Annotated in this window: 20 protein-coding genes; all 20 read left to right on the top strand. The window is 37.9% G+C overall.

Annotation, left to right across the window (positions count from 1 at the left end; translation table 11 throughout):
* The first annotated feature begins 23 nt into the window (after positions 1 to 23).
* The 20 genes from JOD28_RS07865 to JOD28_RS07770 all read left to right on the top strand — a co-directional run bounded on the left by JOD28_RS07865 (position 24) and on the right by JOD28_RS07770 (position 16,646).
* A complete protein-coding gene (locus tag JOD28_RS07865) occupies positions 24 to 785 on the top strand; it encodes a ParA family protein (RefSeq protein ID WP_204770282.1) in 762 nt (253 codons plus the stop codon).
* On the top strand, positions 775 to 1,674 hold the full coding sequence (locus tag JOD28_RS07860; RefSeq protein WP_204770281.1) for a ParB/RepB/Spo0J family partition protein: 900 nt from the start codon (positions 775 to 777) through the stop codon (positions 1,672 to 1,674). Before JOD28_RS07865 ends, JOD28_RS07860 begins: the two co-directional genes overlap by 11 nt.
* 2 nt (positions 1,675 to 1,676) lie before the next feature.
* Positions 1,677 to 1,880 carry a DUF951 domain-containing protein gene (locus tag JOD28_RS07855; RefSeq protein WP_204770280.1) on the top strand — a complete coding sequence of 68 codons (204 nt, stop codon included), beginning with the start codon at positions 1,677 to 1,679 and terminating at the stop codon, positions 1,878 to 1,880.
* Between the two features lie 123 nt (positions 1,881 to 2,003).
* Positions 2,004 to 3,104, top strand: a complete 1,101-nt coding sequence (ychF, locus tag JOD28_RS07850) for a redox-regulated ATPase YchF (RefSeq protein ID WP_204770279.1) — start codon at positions 2,004 to 2,006, stop codon at positions 3,102 to 3,104.
* A gap of 61 nt (positions 3,105 to 3,165) precedes the next feature.
* Positions 3,166 to 3,870: a DUF1129 domain-containing protein gene (locus JOD28_RS07845; RefSeq protein ID WP_204770278.1), complete on the top strand. Its 705-nt coding sequence runs from the start codon at positions 3,166 to 3,168 to the stop codon at positions 3,868 to 3,870.
* A gap of 12 nt (positions 3,871 to 3,882) precedes the next feature.
* Positions 3,883 to 4,572: a response regulator transcription factor gene (locus tag JOD28_RS07840; RefSeq protein ID WP_204770277.1), complete on the top strand. Its 690-nt coding sequence runs from the start codon at positions 3,883 to 3,885 to the stop codon at positions 4,570 to 4,572.
* Positions 4,572 to 5,657, top strand: coding sequence for a sensor histidine kinase (locus JOD28_RS07835; RefSeq protein WP_204770276.1), 1,086 nt, complete (start codon positions 4,572 to 4,574; stop codon positions 5,655 to 5,657). The genes JOD28_RS07840 and JOD28_RS07835 overlap by 1 nt, the downstream gene beginning before the upstream one ends.
* Positions 5,658 to 5,671: 14 nt before the next feature.
* Positions 5,672 to 6,940, top strand: coding sequence for a D-alanyl-D-alanine carboxypeptidase family protein (locus JOD28_RS07830; protein ID WP_204770275.1), 1,269 nt, complete (start codon positions 5,672 to 5,674; stop codon positions 6,938 to 6,940).
* A 112-nt stretch (positions 6,941 to 7,052) separates the two neighbouring features.
* The gene (locus JOD28_RS07825) at positions 7,053 to 7,754 is read left to right on the top strand and encodes a glucosamine-6-phosphate deaminase (protein ID WP_204770274.1); all 702 of its coding nucleotides are present in this window, start codon (positions 7,053 to 7,055) and stop codon (positions 7,752 to 7,754) included.
* Between the two features lie 87 nt (positions 7,755 to 7,841).
* Positions 7,842 to 9,194: a glucose-6-phosphate isomerase gene (locus tag JOD28_RS07820; protein WP_204770273.1), complete on the top strand. Its 1,353-nt coding sequence runs from the start codon at positions 7,842 to 7,844 to the stop codon at positions 9,192 to 9,194.
* Positions 9,195 to 9,303: 109 nt separating this feature from the next.
* The gene (comGA, locus tag JOD28_RS07815; RefSeq protein ID WP_204770272.1) at positions 9,304 to 10,260 is read left to right on the top strand and encodes a competence type IV pilus ATPase ComGA; all 957 of its coding nucleotides are present in this window, start codon (positions 9,304 to 9,306) and stop codon (positions 10,258 to 10,260) included.
* The gene (locus JOD28_RS07810) at positions 10,202 to 11,248 is read left to right on the top strand and encodes a type II secretion system F family protein (RefSeq protein ID WP_204770271.1); all 1,047 of its coding nucleotides are present in this window, start codon (positions 10,202 to 10,204) and stop codon (positions 11,246 to 11,248) included. The genes comGA and JOD28_RS07810 overlap by 59 nt, the downstream gene beginning before the upstream one ends.
* The gene (gene comGC, locus JOD28_RS07805; RefSeq protein ID WP_204770270.1) at positions 11,245 to 11,556 is read left to right on the top strand and encodes a competence type IV pilus major pilin ComGC; all 312 of its coding nucleotides are present in this window, start codon (positions 11,245 to 11,247) and stop codon (positions 11,554 to 11,556) included. The genes JOD28_RS07810 and comGC overlap by 4 nt, the downstream gene beginning before the upstream one ends.
* The gene (locus JOD28_RS07800; RefSeq protein WP_204770269.1) at positions 11,540 to 11,932 is read left to right on the top strand and encodes a type II secretion protein; all 393 of its coding nucleotides are present in this window, start codon (positions 11,540 to 11,542) and stop codon (positions 11,930 to 11,932) included. The genes comGC and JOD28_RS07800 overlap by 17 nt, the downstream gene beginning before the upstream one ends.
* A complete protein-coding gene (locus tag JOD28_RS07795) occupies positions 11,919 to 12,116 on the top strand; it encodes a hypothetical protein (protein ID WP_239531158.1) in 198 nt (65 codons plus the stop codon). The genes JOD28_RS07800 and JOD28_RS07795 overlap by 14 nt, the downstream gene beginning before the upstream one ends.
* Positions 12,097 to 12,528 carry a competence type IV pilus minor pilin ComGF gene (locus tag JOD28_RS07790; RefSeq protein WP_204770267.1) on the top strand — a complete coding sequence of 144 codons (432 nt, stop codon included), beginning with the start codon at positions 12,097 to 12,099 and terminating at the stop codon, positions 12,526 to 12,528. The genes JOD28_RS07795 and JOD28_RS07790 overlap by 20 nt, the downstream gene beginning before the upstream one ends.
* Entirely contained in the window at positions 12,521 to 12,817 is a 297-nt protein-coding gene (locus JOD28_RS07785) for a hypothetical protein (protein WP_204770266.1), read from the top strand. Before JOD28_RS07790 ends, JOD28_RS07785 begins: the two co-directional genes overlap by 8 nt.
* Before the next feature lie 31 nt (positions 12,818 to 12,848).
* On the top strand, positions 12,849 to 13,859 hold the full coding sequence (locus tag JOD28_RS07780) for a class I SAM-dependent methyltransferase (protein ID WP_204770265.1): 1,011 nt from the start codon (positions 12,849 to 12,851) through the stop codon (positions 13,857 to 13,859).
* Positions 13,860 to 13,978: 119 nt separating this feature from the next.
* Entirely contained in the window at positions 13,979 to 15,238 is a 1,260-nt protein-coding gene (locus JOD28_RS07775; RefSeq protein WP_204770264.1) for an acetate/propionate family kinase, read from the top strand.
* Between the two features lie 103 nt (positions 15,239 to 15,341).
* A complete protein-coding gene (locus JOD28_RS07770; RefSeq protein WP_204770263.1) occupies positions 15,342 to 16,646 on the top strand; it encodes an endolytic transglycosylase MltG in 1,305 nt (434 codons plus the stop codon).
* The last annotated feature ends 54 nt before the right edge of the window (positions 16,647 to 16,700 follow it).

Below are 16,700 nucleotides of genomic sequence, written 5' to 3'. Positions count from 1 at the left end.
GACAGAAAGGACGTCAAAACGACATGGCACAAATCATTGCATTAGCCAACCAAAAAGGTGGCGTCGGAAAAACAACCACCAGTGTCAACTTAGGAGCAGCGCTTGCTCAAGCTGGCAAACGTGTTTTACTTGTAGATATTGATGCACAGGGCAACGCAACAAGCGGTTCTGGTGTGGATAAGTCTGAATTAGAACGTGATAGCTATGATGTTATAGTAGATCTTGTACCCATACGTGACGTGATTGTCCCAACGGATAACTATGACCTTGTACCTGCTACAATTCAGTTGTCCGGTGCAGAAATTGAATTAGCTGGCCAGGAAAAACGCGAGTATCGATTAAAAAAGGCATTAGCAGCAGTTGATGATAATTATGATTTTATTTTAATCGATAATCCACCTGCATTAGGATTGTTAACGGTAAATGCATTTACTGCAGCTAATGCTATCTTAATTCCTGTTCAAACTGAATTTTATGCCTTAGAAGGACTGGGCCAATTGTTGAATACAATTGAACTTGTGAGGAAGCAATTCAATCCCGAGTTAGATATTTCTGGTATTTTATTGACCATGTACGATGGCCGAACTAACTTAGCTAAACAAGTCTCAGAAGAAGTACGTAATTACTTCGGCAGCAAGGTTTATGCAACAGTTATTCCCCGTTCTGTGAGATTGAGTGAGGCACCTTCTTACGGGCAGGCAATTATTGACTTTGATCCACGCTCAGTAGGCGCGCAAGTTTATAACGAGCTAGCGCAGGAGGTATTGAAACAATATGGCAATTAAAAAAGGTGGCCTTGGTAAAGGTTTAGGCGGGTTATTTAACGCCAATAACGTGACTGAAGAGGCATTAGAACATACAAAGGCAGTTACCAAACAAGCGACTGCGACTGAACAAATTGTGCGTATTGATTTGGTTGACGTTGAAGCCAATCCTTTTCAACCACGCCATCGTTTTAATAGTGAAAGATTAGAAGAATTATCGCGCTCTATTAAAGAAAATGGTGTTTTAACCCCAATTATTGTACGTAAGCATGAGCACGGTTATCAAATTATTGCTGGGGAACGTCGTGTACGGGCGTCTAAATTAGCTAAAATACCTCATATTAGTGCGATTGTTCGCGATGTTGATGATGACACGATGGCAGCAATTGCTTTAATTGAAAATTTGCAACGTGATGATTTAGATGCAATTGAAGAAGCACAAGCTTATGATGCTTTAATGCAACAATTGCATTTAACACAAGCTCAAGTTGCCGAAAAGGTCGGTAAGGAACGCACAACTGTTGCTAACGCGTTGCGCCTACTCAAATTGCCACAATCAGTGCAAAAATTAGTAGAAACAGGTGACTTGTCTATGGGACATGCGCGTGCATTACTTGGTTTAAAATCAAAAACCAAGTTAGAAGAGGTGGCACAGTTAATTATGACACGTCATTTGAATGTGCGCCAAGTGGAGTCTTTGGTTAAACAAATTAATAGTGGTGCGGCTGAAAAAAATGAAAAAGTAGTGTCACCCTACATAACGTCATTGGCAACGCAACTTGAAGAAAAGTTCGGAACAAAGGTTAACGTTAATGTTGGCACCAAGGGCAATGGTAAAATTGAGATTAATTACTTATCCAATGATGATCTGAGTCGGATTTTGAATTTATTAGATATTGAGGTTGATTAAATATGGCCGAGACAGTTGATTATAAGTTACAGGATATCGTAGAAATGAAAAAACCACATGCGTGTGGCACCAACGCTTGGAGAATAACTCGCGTTGGCGCTGATATTAAGCTAACATGTACAAATTGTGGCCGTGGTATTATGATGTCTCGCTTTGATTTTAATAAGCGGTTAAAGAAAGTTTTAGTATCTGCTGAAACAAATTAGCAATTTTGATTAGGAAAGGAAACGTGCGCCAAGTAGCAAACAATTATTGTTCTCATTTTTTCAGATGAAAAGATTATTTTCAGGTGAGTGTACGCAATAGGTTACTTGTCACGTATTAAAATTATGGCACTTACAGCAGGCATTGTTGGTCTTCCAAACGTCGGTAAATCAACGTTATTTAATGCAATTACACAAGCAGGCGCAGAAATGGCTAATTATCCATTTGCGACAATTGAACCAAATGTGGGGATGGTTGAAGTTCCAGACGAGCGATTGGCTCGTATTCAAGAGATTGAACCTGCTGATAAAATCATCCCGACAACTTTTGAATTTACCGACATTGCCGGTATTGTAAAAGGTGCCTCACAGGGCGAAGGACTTGGAAACAAATTTTTAGAAAACATTAGGCAAGTTAATGCCATTATTCACGTTGTTCGTGCCTTTGATGGTGATGATATTATTCATGTGAATGGGGTTATTAATCCACTAGATGATATTGATACAATTAACACCGAACTTATTCTCGCTGATCTTGAGACAATCGATAAACGATATAATAAAGTTGCGCGCGCTGCCAAAGGTGCGGATAAGGCTGCAAAATCAGAATTTACCGTATTGGAAAAAATCAAACCGGCATTAGAGGCTGGGAAATCTGTTCGAACACTTGACTTTACGGATGAAGAACAAAAAATTGTTAAGGGCTTGTTTTTGTTAACAACAAAACCAGTGTTGTATGTTGCTAATTTAGCAGAAGATGACATGGCTGAGCCAGAATCGTCTAAATATTTTAATGATATTAAATCATTTGCTGCAAACGAGGGCGCGGATGTCATCGGTTTGTCTGCTAGTGCTGAAGAAGAGATTGCACAGTTGGCTGATGAAGATAAGGCTGAATTTTTAGAAATGGCTGGTGTTACGGAACCGGGATTGAATAAATTGATTCGTGCAGCATACCACTTATTGGATTTGCGTACGTTTTTCACTGCTGGTGGGAAAGAAACACGTGCTTGGACATTTAAGTCTGGTATGAAAGCACCACAGACTGCTGGTGTCATTCATTCAGATTTTGAGCGTGGCTTTATTCGCGCAGAAACGATAGCTTTTGATGACTTAGATCGTTTAGGATCGGTTAAAGCCGTTAAAGAAGCAGGTAAATTACGTTCAGAAGGTAAAGAATATATCGTTAATGATGGGGACATTATTGAATTTAGATTTAATGTCTAAATATAATTTGCAACCAGAGTGACTTTACCTAAATGTAATCAATATTCTTGGAGGAAGCAAAATGTCAGAAGAAAAACAGCATTTGACAAATAAAAACGAAGATTTTATCTTTCGTTTCAAAAGGTTACTTGCCAAAAATGGACAATTATCTGGTGAAAAAATAGACGAAATTATCACTGATGTTGAGCAACAATTATTAGATGCTCAAGGAACTGGACAGACTGCAGCACAATTATTTGGTACACCAACACAAGCAGTGCAACAGTACTTGGATCCACGTAAGACAGCTAAAAAACTACATGATTATAAGTTTTGGAATTTAGCGTTAGATACATCGCTTGCTATATTAATGCTGTTTTTGGCCGTTTTTGGTATTTCATTGTTTTTTTCAAAAAATGCCAATAATCAAGGCGCTGGCATTGTGTCGTTAATTTTGATTTCAGCACTTGGTGGCTCGATTTATACGGCAGTTGTTGTGAGATTAACCCCCAATCCAAAGGGAAAGCAACAAGCTAATGCCAAAAGCAATCGTTGGTTATACTTAATTGGCGCTGTCTTAGCTTGGCTAGTTGGTTTCTTAGTACTTGGTATGTTACCACAAGTGATTAATCCAACATTACCACCGCTAGCTTATATTATTTTATTGGGAGTAGCCTATCTCCTTTTCCGTTGGAATCGTCAACAGTCAGGGCTAAAAGGCGGTTTCTTAGCCATTAGTCAGCTATCACAGCAAGCACGTTTGGAAGCTTCACAAGCCAAAAAGTAAGAGGATCTGAAAATGAAAATTTTAGTTGTCGACGATGATATTGAAATTGCTGAATTACTTGAGATTTACCTTAAAAATGAAGGTTATGAACCTGTTATGGCAGTTGATGGCAAAGAAGCTTTGTCTAAACTCAATACAAATCCAGACATCGCATTAATGATTTTAGATGTTATGATGCCAAATATGAATGGGTTGGAGGTTGTCAAAGTCGTTCGTAAAGATAGTCGCATCCCAATCTTAATGTTGTCAGCAAAATCTGGTGATATGGATAAGATTCAAGGGTTGATCACTGGTGCAGATGATTATGTTACTAAACCATTTAATCCATTAGAAGTTATGGCACGTGTCCGTTCTTTGTTGCGCCGAGCAGAAAATTCAGTGCAAGATAAAACACCAGATGTATTGGATATTGGCTCATTATTTATCAACAAAGATAGCCATGAAGTGAAGACAGCAGATGGCGATTTAGTTAATTTGACAGCCTTGGAATTCGGAATTTTGTATTTGTTGGCATCACACCCTAATCGTGTCTTTTCAGCTGATGACATTTTCGAACGTGTGTGGCAACAAGAATCAGTTGTTTCTGCTAAAACAGTGATGGTGCATGTCTCGCATTTACGAGATAAAATAGAAGAGGCAACGAGTGGCGATCAGGTTATTCAAACTGTATGGGGCGTTGGCTATAAGATTGAAGTAAACTAATGAAAAATTTTGCGTTGCTTTTAAAGCACAATCGCACAAAAATTTATTATGCGGTGGTGACAATCTTGTTACTGCTGCTTTTTAGTTGGGCAATAGTAACTATTGTGCCCATATTAACCCAAAGTTGGCATGTCACTGATGTCATTAGTCAGTGGTTAATGGTGACATTACTTGCTATTGGTAACGCCAGTATTTTGATTTGGCAATATGTCAGATGGCGACAAGCAGAAAGTATTTTGAGATTAATTCGTGATTTGTATCGTATTGCAGATGAAGATTCTGATAGAATAATTGACTGGCGGGCGGACTACGCACCGAAAACTCAAGCGCTAATTAACGTTTCTAATCAAATTGCTAAAAGTACACGGCAAATTAGAGAAGAAGAACGGCAAAGTGAACGTTCGAAAGATGAAATGATCACTAATATTTCACATGATCTACGGACGCCACTAACTGCTATTATTGGTTATTTAGGCCTAGTTGAAATGAATGCTGACGTGTTGAGCGCAACAGAACGGGCGAAATACATTCATACAGCCTACGATAAATCTAATCAAATGAAGGTGTTAGTAGAAGACTTATTTGCTTTCTCGCAAACGCAAGCACACGATGCAGTTCTTAATATTTCAACATTAAGTCTTGGCGATTTATTCGCCCAGTTATTAGCTAGTTATGAAATTGAGGCACAAGAAAAGAAAATAGAATTAACTCAAATTACGAATCCAGAAATTATTATGCTAGAAGCTGACTCGGACAAATTAGCACGCGTTTTAATGAACCTAATAACCAATGCGATGAAGTATGGTGAAGGTGCAACATTTGTTAAATTAACTGCACAAGTGAAGGATAAAGCTGTTGAAATACGTGTCATCAATGATGGGGCTAAAATTCCAAGTAAGGATATCGTGGACATTTTTGGCCGGTTTTATCGGGTAGAGAGTTCACGTAACAGTAAAACAGGGGGAACTGGCTTAGGGTTGGCAATTGTCAAAGGGATTATTGAGCAACATCAGGGGTCAGTATTTGCTACATCGGATGATGAATTGACATCGTTTATTGTAACAATACCGTTAAAGCAACATTAGGGAGAAGAGAGATAATGCAACACACTAAAGTTATTGGGGCAATTTTTGCTATGTTTTTTTTGATGACAACTACGGTTTCGGCAAATGCCGTTGCCAAGCCATTAGAAATCAAGCAGGATGTGAGTTCAGCGATTGTTATTGATGCTAGCACTGGGCAAATATTAGGAGAAAAGAATTCCGACAAATTGGGACCGATTGCGTCACAGTCCAAGTTATTAACAGCTTATGCTGTTCTTAAGGCCATTGATTCAGGAAAAATAAAGTGGTCAGATAACGTTAGGATATCTAAAAAAGCTGATTTGTCGCAACAAGATAGTCATATGTTTTCTCATTTAGCGGTGAAGGCAGGAGATCGGTTAACCGTACGTGAATTGTACAATACCATGATCACATTGTCAGCCAACGATTCTGCATTTGCACTTGCTGAATATCTAACGCCGAAAAAAATGACTACCGCACAGGCTTTACAGTCTTGGGCTGAAGAACTACAGCTAACGAAGTCAAAATGGTATAATTCAGCTGGTCAAGTTAACCAAGATGCATTTGACAATAAAGTGACAAGCGCACCAGATGATGCCGTTAATTTAGCGAGTCCAAAACATGTTGCAATAATCGCACGAGAAATATTAAGATTAGATCCAGATATTCGTGAATTAGCAACAAGCACACATGTTTCATATCGTTTAACAAAAAATTACGTTGTTAACGAGCCAACAGAGATGACAAAAAATTGGCCATATTTAATTAATCCTAATCATCTCACTATTGAAGGATTGAAGACAGGTTCCACACCAGAATCAGGCGCGGCGTTTACCGGTATCATTAAAGATACAAGTGGACACGAATTTATAACTGTTGTTAATGGTGCTGCAGGCTATATGGATGAGGTACAACGTTACCAAAAAACATTAAATATTGTTAACGAGGTTTTAGCTGACCAACAAGCAACGACTTTTACCAAGGGAACCGTTTTGCCACAAGCTAAACAGGTAGAGTTACCTCGTATGAAACAGCCCCATATGCCAGTAACGGTTGCACAAACAAAGACGATTTGGGTCCATAAAGACTCAAAATTGTCGTCAAAAATGGTAGCGTTTAACATCAAAGGTAAATCGGTGCAAAAAGGTCAGAAAATTGCGACGCTCACATTTAATTTAAGTGGCGCAAAGTATTTACCAAATGGTCATGATTTTGATAATGCTGTCGCGTTGGTTGCAACACAAAAAACAGTGAAAGCTAATTTTATTGTACGTACGTGGCGAGCAATTGTACATTCATATTGATTTTGTAACGACTTGAAAAAGTTGTTTTTTTTTAACTTCTCAAATGGATTATAATGTGTTATTATATTGGTATAGACCAATGCGGTATAGACCAGTTAACAAGGAGAAAATAATGAAAATTATTAAAGTTAAAAATCCAATAGAGGGTGCTCAAAAAGCCTTTGATATTTATCAAGCAGCGCTAAGTAACGGTACAAAGGTGCTAGGGTTAGCAACAGGATCGACACCAATTGCTTTATATGACAAGTTAACGGAAAGTACTTTAGATTTTTCAAATGTCACGTCAATTAATTTAGATGAGTACTTAGGCTTAGCTGGCGACGATGAACAAAGTTATCGCTATTTTATGAACCAACATCTCTTTAATCAGAGGCCCTTTAAAAAATCATATGTACCAAATGGTATTAGTGACGACCATCAAGCTGCGGCTGCGCAATATGATAAAATCATTTCGGAAAATCCCATTGACCTACAGTTACTCGGTATTGGACGTAATGGACATATTGGTTTTAATGAACCAGGTACATCATTTGAGTCAACAACACATATTGTTGATTTAACACAATCAACAATTGACGCAAATGCACGATTTTTCGATAACCCATCTGACGTGCCAACTCAAGCAATCTCTATGGGAATTGCCTCGGTCATGTCTGCAAAAGAGATTTTATTAATGGCCTACGGGGTTGATAAAGCTGATGTCATTGCTGCAACTGTTAATGGGCCGGTAACAGAAAAGGTGCCAGCTTCGGTACTTCAAAAACATGATAACGTGACAATTATTATTGATGAAGCAGCGGCAACAAAATTGTGATAGAATAAGATTGTAAGCGCTTAACATATATTAAGGAGGAAAGCAGTCATCTGGGTATTTTAAACAGGTGAAATTGCGGGTAATACTATGGCACACATCACATTTGATACAAAGAACATCGAAAATTTCGTGGCTGATCATGAATTTTCTGAAATGCAACCGTTGATTACAATAGCTGATCAACAGTTACGGAATCGTACGGGAGCTGGTGCGGAATATTCTGATTGGGTAACATTGCCAACTGATTATGATCAAGAAGAGTTTGCACGTATACAAGCGGCAGCAAAAAAGATACAGTCTAATTCAAAAATTTTGGTTGTTATTGGTATTGGCGGCTCATATCTTGGGGCTAAAATGGCGGTAGATTTCCTTAACCCAGTCTTTAATAACGAGTTAGCAGATGAGCAGCGTCAAGGCGTTAAAATTTACTTTGCAGGTAATTCGACATCTGCTTCATATTTGAACGATTTAGTTCGTGTCATTGGTGATCAAGATTTCTCAGTCAATGTGATTTCAAAGTCAGGTACAACAACAGAACCGTCAATTGCTTTCCGTGTTTTCAAACAATTACTTGAAAAAAAGTATGGGGCAGATGTTGCTAAAAAGCGCATCTATGCTACAACAGATGCCAAGCGTGGGGCATTGCATGATGAGGCTCAAGACCAAGGTTACGAGACATTCACGATTCCTGATGGTGTTGGTGGTCGTTTCTCTGTATTGACTGCTGTTGGTTTGTTGCCAATTGCCGCTTCTGGTGCAGATATTCAAAAGTTAATGTCTGGTGCTAAGGATGCACAAGACGAGTATTCAGATTCTAATATTGAAAAGAATGAAGCCTATAAGTATGCCGCTGCTCGTCGTATTTTGTACGATAAGGGGTACACAACTGAGTTGCTAATTAACTGGGAACCATCTATGCAGTACTTGTCAGAATGGTGGAAACAGTTAATGGGTGAATCAGAAGGTAAAAATCAAAAGGGTATTTATCCATCATCTGCTAACTTCTCTACAGATTTACATTCACTTGGACAATATATTCAAGAAGGTCGTCGTGATTTGTTCGAGACAGTTGTTAAACTTGATAATCCTGTATCAAACTTGAATTTGCCACATGAAGATGGTAACAATGATGGTTTGCAGTATTTGGAAGGCATTACCATTGACGAAGTTAATACAAAAGCCTCACAAGGTGTGACCTTAGCTCATATTGATGGTGGTGTACCTAACTTGGCTGTTCATTTGCCAGCACAAGATGCCTATTCACTAGGTTACTTGATTTACTTCTTTGAAATGGCAGTGGGCGCATCAGGATATACATTTGGTATTAACCCATTTAACCAACCAGGCGTTGAGGCTTATAAAACAGCTATGTTTGCGCTACTGGGCAAACCTGGATACGAAGAAGCCACTAAGGCGTTTCGTGCGCGTTTAGGCGATTAATTTATTAGTGATCATATTGATTTTAAAACACTCAAAGTCTTTGGGTGTTTTTTTGTGAGCAAATAAAAAGTTAAACGTATTATGTCAATGATCCTGAAAGGCATAGGCTATGAACAAAATAATAGATGAAGCAATTAAGCAACAAGCAAACGATATTTACATACTACCGATTTCTGATAATTGTTATGTCATTAAATTTCACGTTGACGGCAACGCTTTTGAGTTTAAAAACGTCAGTGAAACAGAGGCGCAACTGATGATTTCAGCAATTAAATACCGTGCTAAAATGAATATTTCTGAACGACGTCGACCGCAACTAGGACGTTTTCAGCATGATAACATTTGGCTACGTGTATCCACTGTGGGTGATTTTTTAAATCGAGAAACAGTTGTACTTAGAATCATTTATCAACAACAAAACAACCAACAGTGGTTAGAACCTAAACAATTCGAAGAACTACAGCAATCTTTGCCCAGTTCTGGCTTGTTTTTGATTTCTGGACCCACTGGTTCAGGAAAAACAACAACGCTATATCGTTTGTTAGAACAAGCATCAAATGAAAAATTAGTTTTAACCATAGAGGACCCTGTAGAGATTCAACAACCAAAATTTGTACAGTTACAAGTTAATGAGGATGCAGGTATACATTATGATGATCTCATTAAAGTTGCGTTACGCCATCGTCCAGAAATCTTATTGGTTGGTGAAATTCGAGATGGAACGACAGCAAAAGCAGCCATACAGGCAGCTTTGAGTGGTCACCTTGTTTTGAGTACTGTTCACGCAATGTCTGCTCGAGACGTCATTCTACGTCTACAGGATTTGGGTGTCGATAAACAGCAATTAATGACAGCGTTGTCTGGTGTTGTCTACCAACGGTTAGTGCCAACAACTAATAACCAACAGGCAGCAATGATAGATATGCTAGCTGGAATGGTTATTAATCGTGTATTGCAAGGCGAACAAATCCCTAAATTTACAAAAAAATGGCAGGAGGTCTTAAAACATGCTGTATCAACTCAAAAAATATCATCAGAAACGGCTAACACGTTCCAAACGCTTTAAAATTCGAGATCAGATTTCATTTTTTCAAGAACTAGGCGAGTTATTGCAGTCAGGTTATAGCATATCACAAAGTCTGGATATTCTAGCGAGTGCACATAGTAAGTGGTATCAATGGCTAACAGAGGTGAGAAGCGATTTGAATCGGGGATTAGCGTTACATATTATTCTGAAAAAAGACGTTAGTAGTCAAATTTTACTCCAACTGAAGCTAGCTGATCAACATGGTAATTTATCGGAAACACTCGTCGCTATTGGAGAAAACTTGGCTAAGTTACAACAACAACAGAATAAAGTGATGCAAGTTATGCGCTACCCTTTGATTTTGCTAAGTATCCTTGGTGCAATGTTGGTAGGGTTGAAATATTTATTATATCCAATTTTAAATCAGTGGCAAGATAGATCAACAATATCTGCCACGTCAAATCATGCTTATAATTATTTTTTTGGTGGTATTGCTTGTCTTTTATTATTGGGATTAGGCATCGTATGGCAGCGTAAAACAGCACGCCAAAGATTAATCATTTTAGTCAAAATACCTGTTATTCGTACCATCGCTAAAACCATAGTGACTTATCAGGTCACGCAACAACTGGCAACTTTACTAGCAAGTGGGTTAACTGTACCAGAGATTTTGGAGGAAATGGTTCAGTCAAATCCCAAAAACTTAAAATCAACAGTATTTGCAATTGTGAATCATGCACATAACAGTTTAAAACAGGGGCAAACGATTGAAAACTATGTTTTAGCACAACCTTATTTTAATCGATCATTAGCAGGCTATTTTTCACGTGGTCACAAACCTAAAGAACTTGCAAAGTATTTGTCTTACTATGCAAAAACACAATTTCAGTTGCTTATGCAACAAACTGATCGTTTAATTAACACATTACAACCATTATTTTTTGGCATTATTGGTATAGCCATTGTTGGCTTGTACATGTCAATGTTATTACCAATGTATCAATCTATCGGAGGATTATATCAATGAAATTTTTTAAGAAAACGAAGAAAGCCTTTACATTAATCGAGGCAGCGATTGTGTTATTCATCATTAGCTTACTGATGTTGCTTATTTTGCCCAATTTAAACATGCAACGTCAAAAGGCTGTTGAAACGCACACGACCGCTATGGTATCCACAGTACAGACGCAAATCGACCTTTACGCCAATGAACATCCTGAAAACCAGTCAATAACGATGAATGATCTGGTATCTGGCGGTTACTTAACGGCTAAGCAATCACAAAAAGTGAAAGATTTGAATATTACAATTACACACAATGAAGCACACAAATAAAGCATTTACATTATTAGAATCGCTCATTGTATTAGGTGTTTTGTCAAGTATGTTATGGGTGGGTTGTACAAAGATACCACAAACAGAGCATATCAATCAATGGGAAGCAACTTTTAAATCACAGTGGCAGCACGCTCGATTAACTGCGCAACAGGAGCAAAAAACACAGGTGGTTCACTTTGAGGCACAGACCATATCTTTTGGCCGTGAGATTATTAAATACCCAAGCGGTTATCAAAATGCTTCACCTAAAAGTATACGCATTTTAAAAACAGGCTATGTTGCGCCGATCACAATAACATTAACCAGTAATCAAAAAACATTGAAACTTATTTTTAATTTAGGGGGTGGTGACTATCGTATTGAAAAAACGTAAAGCAGGATTTGTACTCGCCGAGGCCTTGGTCACATTAATATTAGTCAGTACAGCGCTTTGTTTTGAATATGAACAATTAAAAGATTTTAACCATCATGACATACGATTAAAAAAACAGTATCAAGAAGCAACACAAGAACGGATTAATGCTTTGGAAGCGTGGTATGATTATGCCAAAAAATAGGCATACTGCATTTACATTAATTGAATCCCTAATCGCATTGATTATCACCTCGCTCATTTTATTGACAATACAATTTAGCCTACCCTTACTAAAAACACAAGTTAGTCTACCTTTAGATGTATCATTTCAAACTGCTATAAGACAGGTTGAAACGCAGAAATACACGATGATAACAACTGATTCACATAGTGTCCGCTTAAATAATAGTGAAGGGAAAAAAATGAATTTGACAGTCTATAAAAACAAATTACAATTATCAGCAGACGGTGCAGGGCAAATTATTTTATTACGTGATATCAAAGCGTTGAACGTTGTGGATTTCCAGAGCTATTTAAAACTGGAAATTGTATCTGAAAATGATCAAAAGGTAGTGGGTATCATGCACCTCAAAAGAGAAAAGCCGCATGAATAAACCTCGCTCAGGCGCTATTTTCGTTTCAGCAATTATCATGTTGGGTATGCTTGGCGGACTTTTCGTGTTGCAAACTGCAGCGTTTAATGCGCAATTAGGTGCACGTGCTAAAATGATTACGTTAGCAAAGATAGAGACAATACAATTGAAAGCTAGTTTGACCTATCATGAAAATAAGCAAACTGATTTAAAAATAGAAAACGCTCAGATAATCATTGTTGAAAAAGATATTCTCATCAAGATGGGAAATAAAACATATGTTAGGGAACTACTTGTGAAAACGCCTTGAAAACCTTGTGAAAAAACGCTAAAATAAGGCTATGACACAAGAAAAAATAGCACAAGGTTTTGATGCCTTAACAACAAGTATGCAGGCATTAGCACAGGATATGGACGTGAGTATCACTGATGCCTTGATTGAAATAATAGAAGATGTCCAAGCTGGTAGTATACACCATGAACTTGGTAAACCTACAGCTGAAGTAACCCAAGAGATTAGCCAAGCAATAAATACAGTTGATTGGTCACATATTGCGCGAGGTGATTTACGCAAAATATTGCAGTTGGCTATTTTAAAAGCCAATCGTGACGATAAGTTACAAGCAAATCATCAATTAACACCCGATGGTTTGGGTTATTTGCTGGCTGATTTTTTGTTGCAAACAGCTGATTTATCAAATGGCGATACAATCCTAGACTTAACAGTGGGGTCTGGTAATCTACTCAACACGATTAATGATGTATTATTAATGCATGATATAACTGTCAATCGGGTAGGCATTGATAATGATGACACGCAATTAGCTTTAGCCACCGCTGTTGATCAGTTATTAAACCAAGGCACGACTGAATTCTATCAAGAAGATGTCATTGCAATAGATGAGACACCAAAAGCTAAAGCAGTTATTGCAGATTTACCGATAGGGTACTATCCATTAGTGCCATCAAGTAGTTATGAAACGCGTGCTACCGATGGTCGTTCACTAACGCATCATCTTTTAATTGAAAAGAGCTTGGATTTTGTAACTGAAGATGGCTGGGTATATTTGATTGTACCAGCAAACGTTTTGTCAGGCGCTCATGCAAAAAAAATATTACAATTTGTTACTCAAAAAGCGCAGTTAAAAGCATTTTTGCAATTACCTAATGATTTTTTTAAAGATCAACGGGCAGCAAAAGCAATTTTAGTTCTTCGTAAGAAGGGTGTCGGACCCAAGAGTGAAGTGCTTATGGGACAGTATCCTAATTTAAAAGACATCGATGCATTGAAAAGTTTTTTGCAAGAAATTGCAGCTTGGGTTAAACTTAATAAAGAACAAGACAGAGCGTAATGCTACCACATGGCATTGAGATGTAAGGCGCCTGGACAGAAATATCCTCAAAGTACCCTATATTTTTTAACATGTAGTTAATACAAACGCGTTTAAGAAAGACAGGTAAAAATAGAATCATGGCTAAGACAATGGCTGTTAATGCAGGTAGTTCATCATTAAAATTTCAATTATTAGAAATGCCAGCTGAACAAGTAATCGCACAAGGTGTCATCGAAAGAATAGGTATGGACGACGCTATTGTGACAATCAAGTACGGTGCAGACGTTCAAGGAGAAAGGCTGATTGGTCATCTAGAAGAAGATGATGAGCATGTCACCTTATCCAAGAATGGTAAAGGCAAAAAGTATGAAAATGTACTTGCAATTAAGGACCATCAACAAGCGATTAACTTCATGCTACAAAAATTGACAGATCTTGGCATTATACAAGACTTCAATGAAATCACCGGTGTGGGGCACCGAGTGGTTGCAGGTGGTGAATGGTTCAATCATTCAGTTGTTGTCACTGATTCAGTCTTAGAAAAAATAGATCGTTTAGCTGATTATGCACCATTACATAATCCAGCCAATGCAATGGGCATACGTGCTTTTCAAAAGCTATTACCTGACGCATTATCTGTTGCGGTATTTGACACGTCGTTCCACCAGTCTATGCCCGAAGAGAATTACCTGTATTCATTACCATATGAGTATTACACGCGCTATGGTGCGCGTAAATATGGTGCCCATGGTACTTCTCACCGATATGTTGCTGCTCGTGCAGCTGACATGATGGGTAAGGATTTATCAAGTTTGAAGTTAATCACCTTGCACTTAGGTGCTGGGGCCTCAATTACTGCTGTTAAAGATGGTAAGTCATTAGATACATCAATGGGATTTTCACCACTTGCTGGCGTGACAATGGCAACACGTTCTGGTGATGTTGATGCATCGTTAGTTTATTATATTCAAGAGCGCGAAGGATTAACTAACGACGAGATGCTGACTATTCTAAATAAGAAGTCTGGTTTACTCGGATTATCAACAATCTCTTCAGATATGCGCGACTTGTTAGATGTACAAGACACAAATGATCATGCTAAATTAGCTGTGAAAATATTTGTTAATCGTATTATCAAATATGTGGGGCAGTATATTGCGGAAATGGGTGGTGTTGATGCGCTTGTATTCACTGCCGGTATTGGTGAAAATTCGGCACCCATTCGACAAATGATTATTGACCGATTAAGTTACTTTGGTATTGAACTAGACACCGATGCGAACCAGACTCGTGGTCAAGAAATTGAAATTTCAACCAGCAGCTCACGTGTTAAGGCATTACTTATTCCAACAAATGAAGAACTAATGATTGCACGTGATGTTGAGGCGTTGAAGTAACATCTTTTAGTCTTTCGGATAAAAAATATGATAGAATATAAGGACGGCTAGTGTTTAATATACTAGTCGCTTTAATATATAATGACAATTTTAGAGGTCAATCATGGAATCCAGAAAAGCACGACATCAACACGAAATTAAAGCTGCAGAATCATTAGATGCAGCACAGCGTACATTAAATAATCAAAAGCCAGGCAATAAGCGTAAAAAAGGGCGTGGTAGAAGAAATCGACTAATTGCATTTATTTTATTAATTCTTGTGTTAATTGGTCTTATATTTGGTGCAAAAAATCTGTTAACGGATAAGAACGCAGCATTGGATCCTAAGGATACAACGTTTAAAACAGTTCAAATTACTGCAGGTGCAACACCATCGCAGATGGGACAGATACTTGAAGATAAGAAGATAATTAAAAGCAGTAAGTACTTTTATAAGTACGCTATGTCTCAAGGTGCAGAAAAGTTACAGGCAGGTACGTACCAACTATCGCCTTCTCAAACAATCCCATTAATTTTTGAGCAAATGGCGAGTGGACCAGCAGCGGCACCAAAACTGGCAAAGGGTTATGTTTTTGTGGCAGTTGGACAATCAGCGGATCAAGTAGCAAGAAACATAGCGACACAGGTTAAGGGTGTTTCTGAACAAGATATTACTTCTGCCTTCGACAATAAGGCGTTAATTGCTGAAATGTCTAAAAAATATCCTGATTTATTATTGGGTGTCCAAAAATCTAATACAAAATCAGGTAAATTACTTGATTATGTCTATCCGCAGGCATTTGACGTCCATAATGCTAAAACAGCCAAAGAAGTTGTTTCAATATTATTAGAAACATCTAACAATACAATGAAACCATATTATAACACGTTGAAATCTAACGGATTACCAACGCCAAATGTTATGGCATTACTCGCAACATCTGGTAAATCTGAATTTGAACGCCGATTAGCTTTTGTTAAAAAAATTGCCCCTTATGCACAAGAATTGTCAAAGAAATATGGTCTTTTAGCATCTGTTTCGATTGCACAGGCAGCGCATGAGTCTAACTGGGACAATTCAAAATTGTCCTCAAAGTACAATAACTTTTATGGTGTTAAAACACAAGATGAGACACCAGGAAAATCTGTTGTACTGGATACAACAGAGTATGTAGATGGTAAACCAGAGACGCAGAAGGCTCGTTTTGCGGTCTATGATAGTTGGAAAGACAGTATGCGTGAGCATGCTGAAACAATTGTTAATGGTAACACCTGGAACCCAGACCAATTTAAAGATGTTATAGCAGCTAAAAATTATAAACAAGCTGCAGAAGCACTTTATGATAACCATTATGCAACAGACGTAAATTATACAAAACTGCTAATTAATGTTATTGAAACTTGGAACATGCAACGTTATGATAAATAAGTCATTTTAAAAGTCACTCACATTTTAATTGTGTGAACTGAACAGAATAAAAAT

The sequence above is a fragment of the Leuconostoc rapi genome (assembly GCF_016908715.1).
GTDB classification, from domain to species: Bacteria; Bacillota; Bacilli; order Lactobacillales; family Lactobacillaceae; genus Leuconostoc; species Leuconostoc rapi.
This window is presented reverse-complemented; position numbering and strand designations above follow the sequence as displayed.

Excerpts from the sequence above, each read along its gene's own strand:
- JOD28_RS07835 (WP_204770276.1), top strand. The coding sequence starts at position 4,572 with ATGAAAAATTTTGCGTTGCTTTTAAAGCACAATCGCACAAAAATTTAT.
- comGA (WP_204770272.1), top strand. The coding sequence starts at position 9,304 with ATGAACAAAATAATAGATGAAGCAATTAAGCAACAAGCAAACGATATT.
- JOD28_RS07840 (WP_204770277.1), top strand. The coding sequence starts at position 3,883 with ATGAAAATTTTAGTTGTCGACGATGATATTGAAATTGCTGAATTACTT.
- JOD28_RS07860 (WP_204770281.1), top strand. The coding sequence starts at position 775 with ATGGCAATTAAAAAAGGTGGCCTTGGTAAAGGTTTAGGCGGGTTATTT.
- JOD28_RS07825 (WP_204770274.1), top strand. The coding sequence starts at position 7,053 with ATGAAAATTATTAAAGTTAAAAATCCAATAGAGGGTGCTCAAAAAGCC.
- JOD28_RS07810 (WP_204770271.1), top strand. The coding sequence starts at position 10,202 with ATGCTGTATCAACTCAAAAAATATCATCAGAAACGGCTAACACGTTCC.
- JOD28_RS07820 (WP_204770273.1), top strand. The coding sequence starts at position 7,842 with ATGGCACACATCACATTTGATACAAAGAACATCGAAAATTTCGTGGCT.
- JOD28_RS07855 (WP_204770280.1), top strand. The coding sequence starts at position 1,677 with ATGGCCGAGACAGTTGATTATAAGTTACAGGATATCGTAGAAATGAAA.
- JOD28_RS07845 (WP_204770278.1), top strand. The coding sequence starts at position 3,166 with ATGTCAGAAGAAAAACAGCATTTGACAAATAAAAACGAAGATTTTATC.
- JOD28_RS07790 (WP_204770267.1), top strand. The coding sequence starts at position 12,097 with ATGATTATGCCAAAAAATAGGCATACTGCATTTACATTAATTGAATCC.
- JOD28_RS07775 (WP_204770264.1), top strand. The coding sequence starts at position 13,979 with ATGGCTAAGACAATGGCTGTTAATGCAGGTAGTTCATCATTAAAATTT.
- ychF (WP_204770279.1), top strand. The coding sequence starts at position 2,004 with ATGGCACTTACAGCAGGCATTGTTGGTCTTCCAAACGTCGGTAAATCA.
- JOD28_RS07830 (WP_204770275.1), top strand. The coding sequence starts at position 5,672 with ATGCAACACACTAAAGTTATTGGGGCAATTTTTGCTATGTTTTTTTTG.
- comGC (WP_204770270.1), top strand. The coding sequence starts at position 11,245 with ATGAAATTTTTTAAGAAAACGAAGAAAGCCTTTACATTAATCGAGGCA.
- JOD28_RS07865 (WP_204770282.1), top strand. The coding sequence starts at position 24 with ATGGCACAAATCATTGCATTAGCCAACCAAAAAGGTGGCGTCGGAAAA.
- JOD28_RS07780 (WP_204770265.1), top strand. The coding sequence starts at position 12,849 with ATGACACAAGAAAAAATAGCACAAGGTTTTGATGCCTTAACAACAAGT.
- JOD28_RS07770 (WP_204770263.1), top strand. The coding sequence starts at position 15,342 with ATGGAATCCAGAAAAGCACGACATCAACACGAAATTAAAGCTGCAGAA.
- JOD28_RS07800 (WP_204770269.1), top strand. The coding sequence starts at position 11,540 with ATGAAGCACACAAATAAAGCATTTACATTATTAGAATCGCTCATTGTA.
- JOD28_RS07785 (WP_204770266.1), top strand. The coding sequence starts at position 12,521 with ATGAATAAACCTCGCTCAGGCGCTATTTTCGTTTCAGCAATTATCATG.